This is a genomic window from Mycobacteroides saopaulense (assembly GCF_001456355.1).
Classification (GTDB): Bacteria; Actinomycetota; Actinomycetes; order Mycobacteriales; family Mycobacteriaceae; genus Mycobacterium; species Mycobacterium saopaulense.
Map to the genome: position 1 here is coordinate 2295129 of NZ_CP010271.1, position 14588 is coordinate 2309716.

The following is a 14588-nucleotide window of genomic DNA, read 5'->3' on the forward strand; positions in this document are numbered from 1 at the left end:
GGTTAACCACCGTCCGGTCATGCCGGACAGGCGCCGTGCCACCGGCCTAATGTCGACGATGTGAATGGTGAAGCCGTACGCCGCTGGATCTTCGCGAGGCATTGTCATCCAGTGAGTGCATGGTCGCGGTGGGCGACCACACCACTGTTGCTCGTTCCGGTCTGGACACGGCGATGGCGCTGGGCGATCCCGATCGGTGTCTGGCTGGCGATCAACCCCGTTGTGACGCCGCCGCCTCGTGATGACCGATCGTTCGCCACCCGGGCTATTCGTGGCGAGGAGATCTGGATGACCAAGCCGACGTCGGATGCGATGCTCACCGGGCTGAGCATCCTCGGTGGTGCGGCTTTGGTGTCTGCGTTTGTCGCCGCGTGGCGGCGCTCGTGTGTCGGGGTGATGGTGGGAACCGCGATATCGATGGCCATCACCCTGCTGGCCTGGCGGCGTTACGACCAGATCTGGAGGTCAGTCAGACCCCGACGGTAATGTCCGATTTCCGCTAGCGCCTGCGGTCGGGCGCGGGCATGCTCAAGGCATGGAACTCAACGCAGAGGCGTGCTACCGGGCCGTCCAGTCCCGCGACACACGATTTGACGGGCAGTTCTACACGGCGGTGCGCACTACCGGGATCTACTGTCGGCCTTCTTGTCCGGCCATCACGCCGAAACGCCAGAATGTCTCGTTTCACCCCACTGCCGCCTCCGCTCAGGCTGCCGGATATCGGGCCTGCAGGCGGTGTCTACCGGACGCCGCGCCCGGGTCGCCTCTGTGGAATATCAAGTCCCACTTGGCGGTGCGCGCGATGCGTCTCATCGGCGACGGAGTGGTCGAGCGCGACGGTGTGGACGGGCTGTCACGCGCCCTCGGATATTCGAGCCGTCAGCTCAACAGGGTTCTGCTGGCTGAGCTCGGCGCAAGCCCCCTGGCCCTGGCCCGCGCCAACCGGGCCACCACGGCGCGCCTACTGATTCAGCGGACCGACCTACCGATGTCCGATATTGCCTTCGCGGCCGGTTTTTCCAGCATCAGGCAGTTCAACGACACGATTGCCGCGGTATTCGCGACCACTCCGTCAAAGCTACGCAGGGAGCTCCCCCGTAGCGAGAGCAGCACCTCATCTGCCATTGCCGGCGGTGTCAGCCTCAAACTCCCACTGCGGCAGCCCCATAACGTCGCCTGGTCGACGTGGCTGTTGCAACATCACTGCGCGCGGGGAGTCGAGGACTTTTCCGACGGGCGCTACACCCGCGCGTTGAGGATGCCGCATGGCCCCGTGATCGTGACTCTGGCAGTGTCCGCCGATCAGGTACGGGCCGATCTGCAGCTCAGCGATATGCGCGACCTGGCGCCCTCGGTGGCGCGACTGCGCCACCTGCTCGACCTCGACGCCGATCCCGCGGCGGTCGATGACGCACTGATGTCCCACCCGGCCCTTGCTCCCCTGGTTGCGGAGGCGCCCGGCATCCGAGTTCCCGGGACCGTGGACGGGCCGGAACTCCTGTTGCGCACCATGATCGGGCAGCAGATATCCGTCGCCGCCGCCAATACCGCGACGGCAGCACTGGTCGCCGCACTCGGCGAGCAGGTGACCGACCGGACGGGACGTGTGACCCACCTCTTCCCCACCGCAGAGTCCGTCGCTGCTGCGGGCCCAGAGGTTATGGCCGGCCCCACCTCGCGGATCGGTGCGGTGGTCTCGGTGGCCGACAGGCTCGCGACAGGAAAACTGGAATTGCATCATGGGATGACCGCGACTGACTTGCGTCGGCAACTCTTGGATATCAAGGGAATCGGGCCTTGGACTGCTGACTACGTCGTGATGCGTCAACTCGCCGACCCGGACGTCCTCCTCGAGCATGACCTCGTGTTGCGACGGGGCGCGGCCGCCGAGGGCATCGACATCGCAGCAGCCCGCGATTGCTCCCCGTGGCGTTCCTACGTCTCCATGCACCTGTGGCGCAAAGGAATCGCCGTCCAAAGACGTTCAAGTATCCGCAAGCCGAAGGAGACCTCATGACCGACTACGCGACCCTCACGACCCCGGTAGGACCGTTTACCGCCATCGTCGATGGTGCTGGCACCGTGCTGGCGTCGGGTTGGACCGACTCGCCTGAGCTACTGCGAACTCTGATTCACCCGACGCTGCGCCCGCAGACCCTCAGGCGCAAGCGCGATCTCGGGAAGGTGACCAAGGCAGTCGCCGACTATCACGCGGGCGATCTGACAGCGATCGACGCGATCCCGGTCACGCAGTATTCCGGAGAATTCCTGATGCACGCCTGGGATGTGTTGCGCACGGTCGACCCAGAGGCACCGATTACCTACAGCGAGTTCGCCGTGCGTGCCGGGCGGCCGACCGCCATCCGTGCGGCAGCGAGCGCCTGTGCTCGCAATGCGGCGGCGTTGTTCGTCCCATGCCACAGGGTCTTTCGCGTGGGCGGTGCACTGGGCGGATTTCGCTACGGGCTTCCGATCAAGCGATGGCTGCTTGATCACGAGGCTCCCGTCGCAACCTGATCCACTGGGTGACGAGTACGACGGCCACCGCGGCGGGCAACGCCGCCGCCAGAGTGGGTGCATCCTCGGAGAACATCATGAGAGCGAACAGCCCGCCAAAACCCAAGAGCACCAATCGAAGGACCGACCAGCGTGGTGGGCGCAGGGACAACGTGTGCGCGGCGAGCATGCCGAGAAGCAGTGCGGTCAGATGCCCGACCTCTGTGAAGGTCTGGTTGCACACCACGGACACGACGCCGACGGTGATCCACCCGGCCATCCACGAGACGCGCCATCGAGGCGGGATAGACGCGCTGAGCGCCCCCACCACGGCAGCGGTGCCGTAACTCATGCCCACATCGCTGGCCCGGGCGATGGATATGGGGGCCCAATGCATCCAGATCGCCAGCGCCGTACCCACACCGACGATGAGCGTTGCCCCGATATGACCGAGCACGAATGTCAACGCCAAACGTCCACTGTGCCACTGTAGTTCGGCGAGGGCCAGGATGCAGATCAGGCCGGGAAGCCACAGGTAGATCGGGCCGGCGTCGGTGACAAACGCACTTCCGATGAGGGTGCCCAGGCGTCCCTGATGGAGGTTGTGCAGATTGGTGCTCGCGTGTGCGATCACCCGGTCTTGCATCCGTGGCCCCTCCATGACCAGCACGGTGGCGACCGCAGCCAATGCGACCGCATACCCAATGGTCACCCGCACCCGGACTAGCGCGGCCCAGACTCTCCGCATGACCCATGATCGCACCGTCTAGATGCGACCGTCATCCCCCGCGGCTGGGAGTTCCCTGCGGGTTTCGAGCAAATACATCTTCATGTTCTCCGGCACACCCGCGGGTCTGCTGGAGAACAGCGGCCTCCGTACCGGAGTCGGTGTAAGACCCAGGTGATCGAGAAGCACCAGTGGAACCTTCGCCAACGCGGGCTGCGAGATGGCCAGGCCGCCCTTGGTCGCACTTTCCATGACCCGGGCGGCGATGTTCACGTCGACCCCGAGCCAGTCCGACCCGATGCGTTGGGGCGTGCCGGTGTGGATGCCGATCCGCATTAGCGGCGTATATCCCTGTATCTCAACGTTTTTCAGTGCATCGCGGGCGGGGATGACGGCGCGCAGGGCGGTCACCGGATCATCGAACACCGCCATGATGCCGTCGCCCATCCGCTTGACCACCTGCCCTCCGGCGCTGAGCATCGGAGGCTCGGCAACGGACGCGACGCGTCGCAACAACTTCAGGGTTGCCTCGTCCCCGGCTTCCAACGCCCACGCCGAGAACCCGACGAGGTCGGTGAAAACCAGGGTGACCTCGCGATTTGCCGGCTGCTTGCTGACCTTCTCGGTGAACGCCTGCCAGATCTGCAGTGCTCCGAACCCGAACTCGCGCACCGCAGTATCCCTGTCCGTCACCAAGCGATCAGCCGCGCGCGCGACCGCGCTTGCGCCGCCAAAACCACTGGTAGATAGCGGGTCTCCAAAGTAGGGGTCGCCGGGTAGGGAGCGACGAGCGCGACGTACCGCAGCGACTACCGCCGGGTCTCGATCCATTTTGCGGAACCAGCTGCCGGCGGTACGCGAGGCACGGGCGATATGGCGCGTTGCGGGCTCGGAGCTGTCGGCGTCGTCGTCGGGCGCTGCGGGGTCCGAGGGATCGGCGGCAGACTCATGCCGCGCAGGCCCACGGGTGCGGCCTCGCCTGCGCTTACGGATCGTCGAGTCGAGGTCGCGATCCGGTTCGGCATCGAGGCCTGACGGCTCGACATCCACAGGATCAGCCTATGTGCTGGGGTGTGCGGCGGCAATCTTCACGTTGCCAGTGTGGCTATGTTGAGGCCCTTCGACTCAACTGCCTGGTCGCTGTCTGTCGGTGCTGGTAGCGGCGACGTGGAGCTTCGGACACAGTTGCCAAACGGTTACCCACAGCGTCGACCTCTTCATGGACAACGTTCGTTGTCGCCAATAACGTGCGTGATAGACACCACATGGGAGGGTCAATGATGACATCCGCCACGACCCATCGGGCCACCCGCAGATCGGTTCCCGCGCCGTCGCCACGTGCACGTTCGGCAGCGCAACCGCCGCACGCGACCGACCGAGACGGGCCTCCGCAACCGCTCGGCCCGGATTCGCTGACGTGGAAGTACTTTGCGGATCTGCGCACGGGGCTACTCGGGGTGTGGATCGGATCCATCCAGAACATGTATCCGGAGTTGGGCGCCGGGGTGGAGGACCATTCGATCTTGCTTCGCGAGCCGCTGCAGCGGGTAACGCGTTCGGTCTTCCCCATCATGGGCGTGGTCTACGACGGTGATCGCGCTGCGGACACCGGGCGTCGCATTCGTGGATACCACGACACGATCAAGGGCGTCGACAAGAAGGGGCGGCGCTATCACGCCCTGAACCCGGAGACCTTCTATTGGGCACATGCCACCTTCTTCATGCTCATCATCAACACCGCCGAATACTTCTGCGGAGGGCTCACCGAGGCCGAGAAACGACAGCTCTTCGCCGAGCATGTCCAGTGGTACCGGATGTACGGCATGAGCATGCGTCCCGTCCCTGCGTCGTGGGAAGAGTTCCAGGAGTACTGGGAACGAGTCTGTAACGACGAGCTGGAGATCAATCAGGCCACGCTGGATATCTTCCATATCCGGATCCCCAAGCCGAAATACGTGCTGATGCCGGACTTCTTGTGGCACCAGATGTGGGCCCCGGCCCGGGCATTCCAGAACTGGGTGGCCGCGGGAGTCTTCAGCGCCCCTGTGCGCGAGAAGGCCGGAATGCGTTGGACTCCAGGTGACGAAGTGCTGCTGCGGCTGTTCGGCAAGGCGGTGCAGCTGGCGTTCGGTTCCCTGCCGGACGAGATCCGCCTGCATCCCCGCGCGGTATCGGCTTACCGGCGCGCTCGTGGTGAGTTGCCTACCGACGCGCCGCTGGTCGAGGCCCCGAAGTTCGCGGCCCCGCCCAAGGATCGGCACGCGCTACCGATGCACTACGTGCCGCCGTCGGCTCAGCCGAAGTCGCTCACGGCACGTGCGGGTGAGCTACTGCATGCCACCTTTTCTCTGGTGTCCCCGCAGCGGGTGTCTCGCGGCCGGGCTGAGGTCGCGTAACGCCTGTTTACGCAGCTTTTACAGAACAAGCCTGTGGCGTAGGCCACAGTTTCGACGACATAATTTCTGTCGTCTGACAGACGAAATTCCGTCGTCCGGATAACGGGTTTACCGCGCGGTGGGTGGTTCGACATGTCATGTTCACCAGGCGATTAGCCCAGCACCTCAAGGTGATCGGACAAGCTGTCTTTTGCCCGTTGCTGGCGTCCAGCAACGGCTCATCGGCTCACCGTGAACGAAACTCGCGGGTGAGCAATCCTGTCTCGCAAGGCGTTTCCTGTGAGCAACCTGTGAGTGGTGATCTGCATCGGCCTGTTCACAGGCGTATCTTTCCGTCAGCTCACATCACGGACTCATAACTGCGACCGGTAATCGACAGCGCTGCAATAGCTCCCAAACTCAGGTACAGGATCACCACCATTTACATCCGCAAGGGGAAACGAGGCATTCACATGGCAGTACGTAAGCGAGTCGGCGCCGTCATGGCGTTGTTCACCGCGCTCTGCACCCTGGGAACGGCTGCGGCGCTGGCCGACCCGGTGTCCATGGCGCCACAGACGTACACCAAGGTGAGTCGTGATGGGTGGACTCTGATGATCCGAATTGACCACGAGACCATCAATTCGGTGCCCAACCTGGCCGAGGCCTCCAACTCCCGGGAGGCATTCGTAACCTTCGACGCGACCGCGATCGCTACCGGTGGGTCTGCCCCCATCACCGACAGTTTGTTTATCGCCGGATACCAACTCGGTTGTCAGACAGACGTTTCCAGTGGTCTGCAGATCGGTGGCACTGGTGGTCTCGCGGGGTCTGTGGGCTACAGCGGCGGTCCCTCGGTCGGCGGTTCCGGCGGTCTGGCCGGTTTTGTGCAAACCATCCTGCAGCCCGGTGTCATCACCGACCTCCCGCTGGCGAACATGGCGCTGAGTGACGGCGGCAAGGCGATGCTCGATGTGGACAACCTGCACATCAAGGCGGATGCTTGCGGTGGTGACGTCACCATCCGCTCGTACGTGTACCTGAGGATCTCGACAGCTGCCGCGCACACCGAGTTCGCCATCTACGGCGACCCGATGAAGATCTAGGGAGGATGTCCCCCATGCCGAAACGGAAGATCATCGCCACCGCAGCCGGTGTGGCCGGAGCCGTTGCGCTGGCGGGGTTCGCCGCCCCGACGGCGGCTGCCGACCCACCGGGCATCCCCTTCGTGCCGGGCGTGCCCGCCCCGCTGCCCGCGACTCCGGGAAGTTATACGTACATCTACAACAACTTCCCAGCGGTCGCTCCGGCCACCGTCGACGCGCGCGGAGTCAAGATCGCCGCCAACGCGGACCCGATGGCCGCGGCCACCGGGCTCCCGGGCAGCAAGCTGGGCAATAGCGCTCATCCCGCCAATGTGTTGACCTCGTCCAGTACGCGCTACGGAATCCAGGGCGGGGCAACACCAGCGGCCCCGGGTAGCACCACGGGTGTGCAGTTCGGCGCGGGGAACGAAAACCCGGCCTTGGAGGATCCGCACGGCCAGGCACCGGAGAGCGCTCCGGCGATCGAGCCCACCTCGCCGACCGTCACTCCGGGCGCGCCGGCCGCACCGGTACTGGAGTCCCCGGACGGTCAGCCGCCGAAACCGGCAGAGGCGGCGGCGGGCTAGGACACCGCCCAACTCGACGACGACGCACTAGAGCGAGTGACGGGACTCGAACCCGTGTGAACGGCTTTGCAGGCCGGTGCCTAGCCTCTCAGCCACACCCGCGTCGTGCACCGATGATGCCGAACCACGGTGCACGACACGAGTGTTGGACTCAGAGTGATCCCAGCGCGGCTTAGCCGGTGAGGCGTGAGTAATCCGCGCCGGTGAGTTCCACCGACTTCTCCCACAGCCGCGTCGCTAGCTGGGGATCGCGTGCCTCGCTGGAGCGGGGCGCACGCGCCACCGGCCCGCGGGCACCGGTCAGCTGCGTAGGGCCAAGGTAGTCGTCGGGCTGAACGTCGGGCATCGACGCCGCATACAACTCGGATTCGGCGCCCTGGCGCTCGTCCTGCAGCACCAATCCCATGCCGAAGTAGAAGGCCTTATGCAGACCCGGGATCTTCGGAATCATCGAGTCGAACAGGTTGGTGGCGGCTACCCCGGGGTGCACATTGACCGACACCAGTGGGGATCCGGCGGCCGCAGCCTTACGGGCCAGCTCCGAGCCGAACAGCATGCAGGCGAGCTTCGAAGCGCGGTACGCGCTCATCCGGTTGTACCGGCGCTTGGTGAAGTTGAGGTCGTCGACCTTCAGGTTGTTGCGTCCCTGTGCGTGGGCGACGCTACCCAGGGAGATCACTCGGGGTGCCCCGGCGACCAGCAGCGAGGGCAGCAGCGCGTCGGTCAGCACGAAGTGGCCGAGGTGGTTGACGCCGATCTGCATCTCGAATCCTTCGGCGGTGCGCCGCAACGGGATCGCCATCACGCCGGCGTTGTTGAGCAGCACGTCGATGGTGGGTGCTTGGGTGCGGATCGCATCCGCTGCCGACCGCACCGACGCAAGGCTGGTGAGGTCCAGCTCGACCAGCGCGTGGTCTGCGTTCGGCCCCAGCGAGCGCACCTTGTCCAGGGCGGCCCGTCCGGTCTCCTGGTTGCGGCAGGCCAGCACCACTCGGGCGCCGGCGCGGGCAAGCGCCTCTGCTGCGACTAGACCCAGGCCGTTGTTCGCGCCGGTGATGACATGCGTCTTGCCGGTCTGGTCGGGAACGTCCGACTCACGAAAGTGCCTGTTCTGCAGGGGTGCGGGCATTAGATTCCTCGATCCGTGGAAGTTACTAGTACTCGTCGTTACGGCTTTGTCGGATAGTACTGGAGGCTATTGACGGCGATGCATCCGCGCTGTGGCGTAGAGGCAAATCGACGCGGCACTGGCCAGGTTCAGACTCTCGGCTCCCCCACGCATCGGGATGTTGATCCGGTGGGTCGCCAGGGCCGCGGGCGTGTCGTCGAGTCCATGGGCCTCGTTTCCGAAGAGCCAGGCGCAGGGCCCGGCCAGCACGGAGTCGGCATCATCGAGTGACAGATCGCCGTCGAGGGTGGTGGCCAGCACGGCAGCGCCTCGCTTCGTGAGGTCTCCGGCAATCGTCGCGATATCCCCCTCGGAGACGACCGGGATATTGAAGATGCTGCCGGCCGAAGCCCGCAGGCTCTTACCGTTGAACGGATCCACGCTGTTGCCTGCCAGCACGACGGCATCGGCCCCCATGGCGTCGGCGACTCGGATGAGCGTGCCTGCGTTGCCTGGCTCCGAGATATCAACGGCGACAACGACAAAACGCGGCGACTCGGCAACAATGTGCGACCACGTGGTCGCGATGGAGCGGCACAGTGCCACCAGGCCGACCGGCGTCACGGTATCGGACAGTGCCTTGGCGGCCCGCTCGGTGACCAGGCGCACGGGCGCGTCGGCCAGCAGGTCGCCGAATCGCTCCGTGGCTGCTTCGGTGGCGAAGACGCGTTCGACAGCGCCGGACCGCAGCGCGGCCTCAACCAGATTGGGGCCCTCCGCCAGAAAAAGACCGGCCCGCCGACGGGCGGCGGGCCGGTGCAGTTTGACCGCGTCGATCACGGTTTGTGATCGCTCAGTCAGAGCCGAGTCGCTCAGGCGGCTTCCCCGGCCGGAGCGTTGACATCCTCGGGCAGTGCGGCCTTGGCGACCTCGACCAGCGCGGTGAACGCGGCCGCATCGCTGACGGCCAGTTCGGCGAGGTTCTTGCGGTCAACCTCGACGCCCGCGATCTTCAGGCCCTGGATGAAGCGGTTGTACGTGATGTCATTGGCGCGAGCCGCGGCGTTGATGCGCGCGATCCACAGCTTGCGGAACTCACCCTTGCGGGCGCGACGGTCCCGGTATGCATAGGTGAGCGAATGCAGCTGCTGCTCCTTGGCCTTCCGGTACAGGCGAGACCGCTGACCGCGGTAGCCCTTGGAGGCCTTCAGGACTGTCCGGCGCTTCTTCTGGGCGTTTACGGCCCTTTTCACGCGTGCCATAAATTTGTTCCTTCTAGTGATGAAGTGTGGTGCTGTGTTTTGGGGTGGTCGAGGTGTCGGCTTTTAGCCGGTGAGCATCTTCTTGACGCGCTTGGCGTCGTTCTCCGCCACCACGGCGCGGCCGTCGAGACGACGGGTGCGGCTGGTGGGCTTGTGCTCCAGCAGGTGGCGACGGTTCGCCTTCTGTCGCACGATCTTTCCGCTGCCGGTGGTGCGGAAGCGCTTCGACGCACCGCTGTGGGTTTTGGCCTTGGGCATCTTGGTGTTCCCTGTTCCTTCGTTTTTCTACTAGGTCTGTTCGGTGGGCGCTTGCTCGGCAGGCGCTGCAGCCGGGGTCGGTGCCGGCCCTGCGGGAGCCTCTGCCTGCTGCGCCGCCTTGGCCCGGGTCTTGGCGCCCCGGTGCGGTGCCAGCACCATCGTCATGTTGCGACCGTCCTGCTTCGCGGAAGTCTCCACGAAGCCGTATTCGGCGACGTCCGCGCCGAGCCGCTGCAACAGCCGGTAGCCCAGTTCGGGCCGGGACTGCTCGCGTCCGCGGAACATGATCGTCACCTTGACCTTGGATCCGGCTTCCAAGAAGCGGACCACATGGCCCTTCTTGGTTTCGTAGTCGTGATCGTCGATCTTGGGCCGAAGCTTCTGTTCTTTGACGACGGTTTGTTGCTGATTCTTGCGAGACTCGCGCTCCTTGAGGGCCGTCTCGTACTTGAACTTGCCGTAGTCCATGATCTTGCAGACCGGGGGTCTGGCGTCAGGGGCTACCTCGACAAGGTCGAGATCGGCGTCTGCGGCGACGCGAAGCGCATCTTCGATTCGCACGATGCCGACCTGCTCGCCCTTCGGGCCGATCAGGCGGACTTCGGGTACGCGGATCCGTTCGTTGATGCGGGTCTCAGTGCTGATGTGGCCTCCCTGGCTCGTCCTCTACTGTCATGACCGAAGCGCGGCACGACGGGGACAAAAGCGGGCCCATCAGCAAGAAAGCCCTGCACATGGCAGGGCCCGAAGCCGACCGGTCACAACGCAACGCGCTGTTCTGCCAATCGCAGAACAACCGCCCGTGGGCGGTTGGACCGGACCGCTGTACCTTGTGGCCAGCGGTGGGAGCGGGACTCCACTTGATGTCCCCGACGGAATCGGGAACGGTCGCACATGACAGTCTAGCAGCCGTGACCGATGACCTTGACCATGATCACCATGACGAGTCCCCGACGGATGATGTGCGCGAGCTAGCCGAGATCCCGGCCATCGAGGTGATTACCAAGGCCATTGTGATGCTGATGAGCTCCAGTGCCGAGAAACTGGGGTTGTCCTCCCGCGATCCGGACGAGAGCCCGCATCGCGACCTGGATGAGGCGCGCCGGCTGATCACTGCCCTTGCCGGATTGGTGGCCGCTTCGGTGGAGTACCTGGGCCCGCACGCCGCGCCGATCCGCGACGGACTGCAGAGCTTGCAGAAGGCGTTCCGCGAAGCCAGCGCAATCCCCGACGAGCCCGGACAGGGGCCCGGCGAGAAGTACTTGCGCTGAGCGTCAGTGAACTCCCAGGTACACGGCCTATCCTCGCAAGGTGACGTCTGAGGTTTCTGTCTCACCGCCCGTAGCCGGCCCCGGAATCGGCAAGACCCCCAAACCAATTCCCTCGTCCTCGTCGAGGCTGCACTGGGTGCCGACCTTCTTCGGATGGCTCGTCGGGGTTTTCGCGGCGATGATCTTCCTGTCGAGCATCTCGCCGATCATCCGGCACCTGACCCAGGTGCCCCGCGCGTTCATCGACGAGTACTTGTTCGACTGGCCGGACACCAGCCTGGCATGGGCCTTTGTGCTGTCACTGCTGGCCGCGGCCCTTGCGGTGCGCAAGAGCATCGCGTGGTGGATTCTGCTGATCAACCTGACGGTGTTGTCGGTCCTGAACATCGGCGGACTCATCCAGCACCGCGACGCCGTCGAGATCTTGGGATTGGTGCTCCACGGCGGCACGATCGTGCTGCTGATCTTGGCGCGCCACGAGTTCTACGCGAAGGTGCGGCGTGGGGCGATGGTGAAGGCCTTCCTCGTGCTCATCGGCGGTCTGGCGATCGGAACGCTCGTCGCCTGGGGCCTCACGGAGATGTTCCCGGGATCGTTGGCCCGCTCCGACCGTTTCTGGTGGGCGCTCAACCGTGTGGCCGGGTTCTCCCTGGCCGGGCATGAGTATTTCGACGGTCATCCGCACCTGTTCCTCAACTGGCTCTTCGGCCTGTTCGGGGCGTTGGCGCTGATGTCCGCCGCAGTGGTGCTGTTCCGCTCGCAGCGTGCCGTCAACGCGCTGACCGGTGATGACGAGTCGTTGATCCGTGGGTTGTTGGAACGGTATGGGCAAGACGATTCACTCGGATACTTCGCAACGCGGCGGGACAAGGCGGTCATCTTCGCCCCCAACGGCCGTGCGGCGGTGACATACCGCGTCGAGGTTGGCGTCTGCCTGGTCAGCGCCGATCCGATCGGCGACAAATCTGCTTGGGGCCAAGCTATTTCAGCGTGGTTGCAGGTGTGTCAAGCATACGGCTGGGCGCCCGCGGTGATGGGTGCCAGCGCCGAGGGCGCGCTCGCCTACCGCGAGCACGGCCTGAACGCATTGGAGCTCGGCGACGAGGCGATCCTGTACCCGCGGTCCTTCTCGATATCGGGTCCGCACATGGCGGCGGTACGGCAGGCAGTCAACCGTGCCCGGCGCTCGGGGCTCTCGGTACGTATCCGTCGTCACCGCGAACTGACGGCGGAGGAGGCCAAACAGATCATCGCCAACGCCGACCTGTGGCGTGATGGCAACACCGAACGCGGGTTCTCGATGGCACTGGGCCGGTTGGGTGATTCCACCGACGGCGACTGCCTGCTGGTCGAGGCGGTAGACCCGAGCGGCCATCCCGTCGCCATGCTGTCGCTGGTGCCCTGGGGAACCAATGGTGTGTCGTTGGAGCTCATGCGGCGTTCACGCCAATCGCCCAACGGCACCATCGAATTCATGGTCACCGAGCTGCTCACTCGCGCCGAGGGCATGGGGATCACTCGGGTCTCTCTGAATTTCGTGATGTTCCGCTCGGTCTACGCCGATGGCTCCCGGATCGGTGCCGGCCCGGTCCTGCGGCTGTGGCGCTCGGTCTTGATGTTCGCCTCGAGGTTCTGGCAGTTCGAGCAGTTGTACCGCTCAAACGTGAAGTACCAGCCCGAGTGGGTGCCGCGATTCGCCTGCTACGAGGACGCTCGGCTGATCCCGCGGATCGGTATCGCCTCGGTGATCGCGGAAGGCTTTCTGGTCTTGCCCTTCGGCAACCGCGACAAGCCCCGGCACACGGGTCAGTACAGTGCGGTCCCCCAGGCCATCGTGGCCACCGGCTTGCTGCATCACGATGGAAGCACCCCGGACCTGCTGCCGCAGGTGACACCTCAACAGCGCGTTCCCGAGCAGGTCAAGGTCCGGCTTGGCAAGCTGGCAGCCTTGCAGGACAAGGGAATCGACGCATACCCGGTGGGCTCGCCACCGTCGCACACCGTTGCGGAGGCCCTGGCTGCCGACGACGGTACCGAAGTGGTGATCAGTGGACGCCTGCTGCGGATACGCGACTACGGCGGCGTGTTGTTCGCGCAGTTGCGTGACTGGTCGGACGAGGTGCAGCTACTTATCGACGACCCGCGCCTGCACGAGGATTTCACCTCCGCCGTGGATCTGGGCGATCTGATCGAGGCCAGCGGAGCCATGGGCCGATCGCACAACGGCACGCGCTCGGTGTTGGTGCGCTCGTGGCGAATCATCGGCAAGTGTCTGCACCCGCTCCCCGACAAGCGCAAGGGTCTTACCGACCCCGAGGCCAGGGTGCGTGCGCGCTACCTCGACCTGGCAATCAACCCCGAGGCCCGCGAACAAATCGCCGCGCGCAGTGCGATCGTCACAGCGTTGCGCAATACCCTGCTGTCCCAAGGATTTCTGGAGGTCGAAACCCCCATCCTGCAGCAGGTGCACGGCGGAGCCAACGCGCGCCCCTTCCTGACTCACATCAACGCGTACAACCTGGATCTGTATCTGCGTATCGCCCCCGAGCTGTACCTGAAACGACTCTGCGTGGGAGGCGTGGAGCGGGTTTTCGAGCTGGGCCGGGCCTTCCGCAACGAGGGCGTCGACTTCAGTCACAATCCGGAATTCACGCTGCTGGAGGCGTATCAGGCTCATGCCGACTATCTGACCTGGGCCAAGACCACCCAACAGCTCATCCAAAACGCTGCCAAGGCGGCGCACGGCAGTGAAGTCGTGATGCGACCCGGCGGTGACGGCACAGACGGGGCGCTGGCGCCGGTCGACATCAGTGGCGAATGGCCGATCATCCCGGTGCACCAAGCGGTTTCGCTGGCTCTTGGCGAGCAGATCGATGCGACAACGGAAGTGGCTGCACTGCAACGGTTCTGCCGCTCAGTCGAGGTGCAGTTCAACCCCCGATGGGACGCCGGACACCTGGTGCTCGAGCTCTACGAGCGGCTGGTGGAGAAGCGGACCACCACACCCACGTTCTACAGCGACTTCCCGGTGTCGGTGTCGCCCCTGACTCGCCCGCATCGAAGCATCGACGGGCTCGCCGAGCGATGGGACCTGGTGGCCTGGGGTGTCGAGCTGGGCACCGCGTACACCGAATTGACCGACCCGGTGGAGCAGCGTCGTCGTCTGTACGAGCAGTCGATGCTCGCGGCGGGTGGTGACGTCGAGGCGATGGAACTCGACGAGGATTTCCTGCGTGCCATGGAATATGCGATGGCGCCCACCGGCGGCATGGGAATGGGTGTGGACCGCGTGGTCATGCTGATCACCGGGCGCAGCATCCGCGAGACGCTGCCATTCCCGCTGGCTAAACCCCGGTAGGTCAATCGTTGGGGTTGCGTACCCCGGCGCGTCGAAAACCTGACAGACAATTCACAGGTAT

General features: G+C 64.8%; 15 protein-coding genes and 1 tRNA gene. 8 read left to right on the forward strand and 8 right to left on the reverse strand.

Annotated features, from left to right (window positions below; all coding sequences use genetic code 11):
• Nucleotides 1-60 precede the first annotated feature (60 nt).
• Genes MYCSP_RS11475 through MYCSP_RS11485 form a run of 3 tightly spaced genes read left to right on the forward strand, consistent with a single transcriptional unit; the run spans nucleotide 61 to nucleotide 2517 of the window.
• The gene (locus MYCSP_RS11475; RefSeq protein ID WP_407661678.1) at nucleotides 61-486 is read left to right on the forward strand and encodes a DUF6653 family protein; all 426 of its coding nucleotides are present in this window, start codon (nucleotides 61-63) and stop codon (nucleotides 484-486) included.
• A gap of 49 nt (nucleotides 487-535) precedes the next feature.
• Nucleotides 536-2017 (forward strand): Ada metal-binding domain-containing protein, encoded by a 1482-nt coding sequence (locus MYCSP_RS11480; RefSeq protein WP_088413811.1) that lies wholly within the window; start codon nucleotides 536-538, stop codon nucleotides 2015-2017.
• Complete coding sequence (locus MYCSP_RS11485) at nucleotides 2014-2517, forward strand: methylated-DNA--[protein]-cysteine S-methyltransferase (protein ID WP_083013287.1); 504 nt, start codon at nucleotides 2014-2016, stop codon at nucleotides 2515-2517. Before MYCSP_RS11480 ends, MYCSP_RS11485 begins: the two co-directional genes overlap by 4 nt.
• Here MYCSP_RS11485 and MYCSP_RS11490 read toward each other — a convergent pair.
• Both MYCSP_RS11490 and MYCSP_RS11495 read right to left on the reverse strand, forming a co-directional pair.
• Nucleotides 2474-3244, reverse strand: a complete 771-nt coding sequence (locus MYCSP_RS11490) for a rhomboid-like protein (RefSeq protein ID WP_088413812.1) — start codon at nucleotides 3242-3244, stop codon at nucleotides 2474-2476. The two genes, MYCSP_RS11485 and MYCSP_RS11490, sit on opposite strands and share 44 nt — an antisense overlap.
• A gap of 18 nt (nucleotides 3245-3262) precedes the next feature.
• The gene (locus tag MYCSP_RS11495) at nucleotides 3263-4273 is read right to left on the reverse strand and encodes an adenylate/guanylate cyclase domain-containing protein (protein WP_088413813.1); all 1011 of its coding nucleotides are present in this window, start codon (nucleotides 4271-4273) and stop codon (nucleotides 3263-3265) included.
• Between the two features lie 230 nt (nucleotides 4274-4503).
• Here MYCSP_RS11495 and MYCSP_RS11500 point away from each other — a divergent pair, with 230 nt between their 5' ends.
• The 3 genes from MYCSP_RS11500 (at nucleotide 4504) to MYCSP_RS11510 (ending at nucleotide 7270) form a co-directional block, all read left to right on the forward strand.
• Nucleotides 4504-5619, forward strand: coding sequence for an oxygenase MpaB family protein (locus MYCSP_RS11500; RefSeq protein WP_407661697.1), 1116 nt, complete (start codon nucleotides 4504-4506; stop codon nucleotides 5617-5619).
• Between the two features lie 482 nt (nucleotides 5620-6101).
• Entirely contained in the window at nucleotides 6102-6704 is a 603-nt protein-coding gene (locus MYCSP_RS11505; protein ID WP_070910159.1) for an MspA family porin, read from the forward strand.
• A 14-nt stretch (nucleotides 6705-6718) separates the two neighbouring features.
• Nucleotides 6719-7270, forward strand: a complete 552-nt coding sequence (locus MYCSP_RS11510) for a hypothetical protein (protein WP_088415582.1) — start codon at nucleotides 6719-6721, stop codon at nucleotides 7268-7270.
• Nucleotides 7271-7301: 31 nt separating this feature from the next.
• Here the strand turns inward: MYCSP_RS11510 and MYCSP_RS11515 are convergent.
• From MYCSP_RS11515 to infC, 6 genes are all read right to left on the reverse strand, one after another.
• Nucleotides 7302-7372, reverse strand: a tRNA-Cys gene (locus tag MYCSP_RS11515).
• Between the two features lie 70 nt (nucleotides 7373-7442).
• Nucleotides 7443-8399, reverse strand: coding sequence for an oxidoreductase (locus MYCSP_RS11520; RefSeq protein ID WP_088413815.1), 957 nt, complete (start codon nucleotides 8397-8399; stop codon nucleotides 7443-7445).
• 66 nt (nucleotides 8400-8465) lie between these two features.
• Complete coding sequence (locus MYCSP_RS11525) at nucleotides 8466-9218, reverse strand: TrmH family RNA methyltransferase (protein WP_088413816.1); 753 nt, start codon at nucleotides 9216-9218, stop codon at nucleotides 8466-8468.
• 32 nt (nucleotides 9219-9250) lie between these two features.
• Entirely contained in the window at nucleotides 9251-9640 is a 390-nt protein-coding gene (gene rplT / locus MYCSP_RS11530; RefSeq protein ID WP_088413817.1) for a 50S ribosomal protein L20, read from the reverse strand.
• A gap of 63 nt (nucleotides 9641-9703) precedes the next feature.
• The gene (gene rpmI / locus MYCSP_RS11535) at nucleotides 9704-9898 is read right to left on the reverse strand and encodes a 50S ribosomal protein L35 (protein WP_005058702.1); all 195 of its coding nucleotides are present in this window, start codon (nucleotides 9896-9898) and stop codon (nucleotides 9704-9706) included.
• Between the two features lie 30 nt (nucleotides 9899-9928).
• The gene (infC, locus tag MYCSP_RS11540; protein WP_083013283.1) at nucleotides 9929-10543 is read right to left on the reverse strand and encodes a translation initiation factor IF-3; all 615 of its coding nucleotides are present in this window, start codon (nucleotides 10541-10543) and stop codon (nucleotides 9929-9931) included.
• Between the two features lie 266 nt (nucleotides 10544-10809).
• Between infC and MYCSP_RS11545 the strand changes: the two genes are divergently transcribed.
• Both MYCSP_RS11545 and lysX read left to right on the forward strand, forming a co-directional pair.
• On the forward strand, nucleotides 10810-11169 hold the full coding sequence (locus tag MYCSP_RS11545) for a DUF1844 domain-containing protein (protein WP_083013380.1): 360 nt from the start codon (nucleotides 10810-10812) through the stop codon (nucleotides 11167-11169).
• A gap of 85 nt (nucleotides 11170-11254) precedes the next feature.
• The gene (gene lysX, locus MYCSP_RS11550; protein ID WP_162266350.1) at nucleotides 11255-14527 is read left to right on the forward strand and encodes a bifunctional lysylphosphatidylglycerol synthetase/lysine--tRNA ligase LysX; all 3273 of its coding nucleotides are present in this window, start codon (nucleotides 11255-11257) and stop codon (nucleotides 14525-14527) included.
• Nucleotides 14528-14588: the final 61 nt, after the last annotated feature.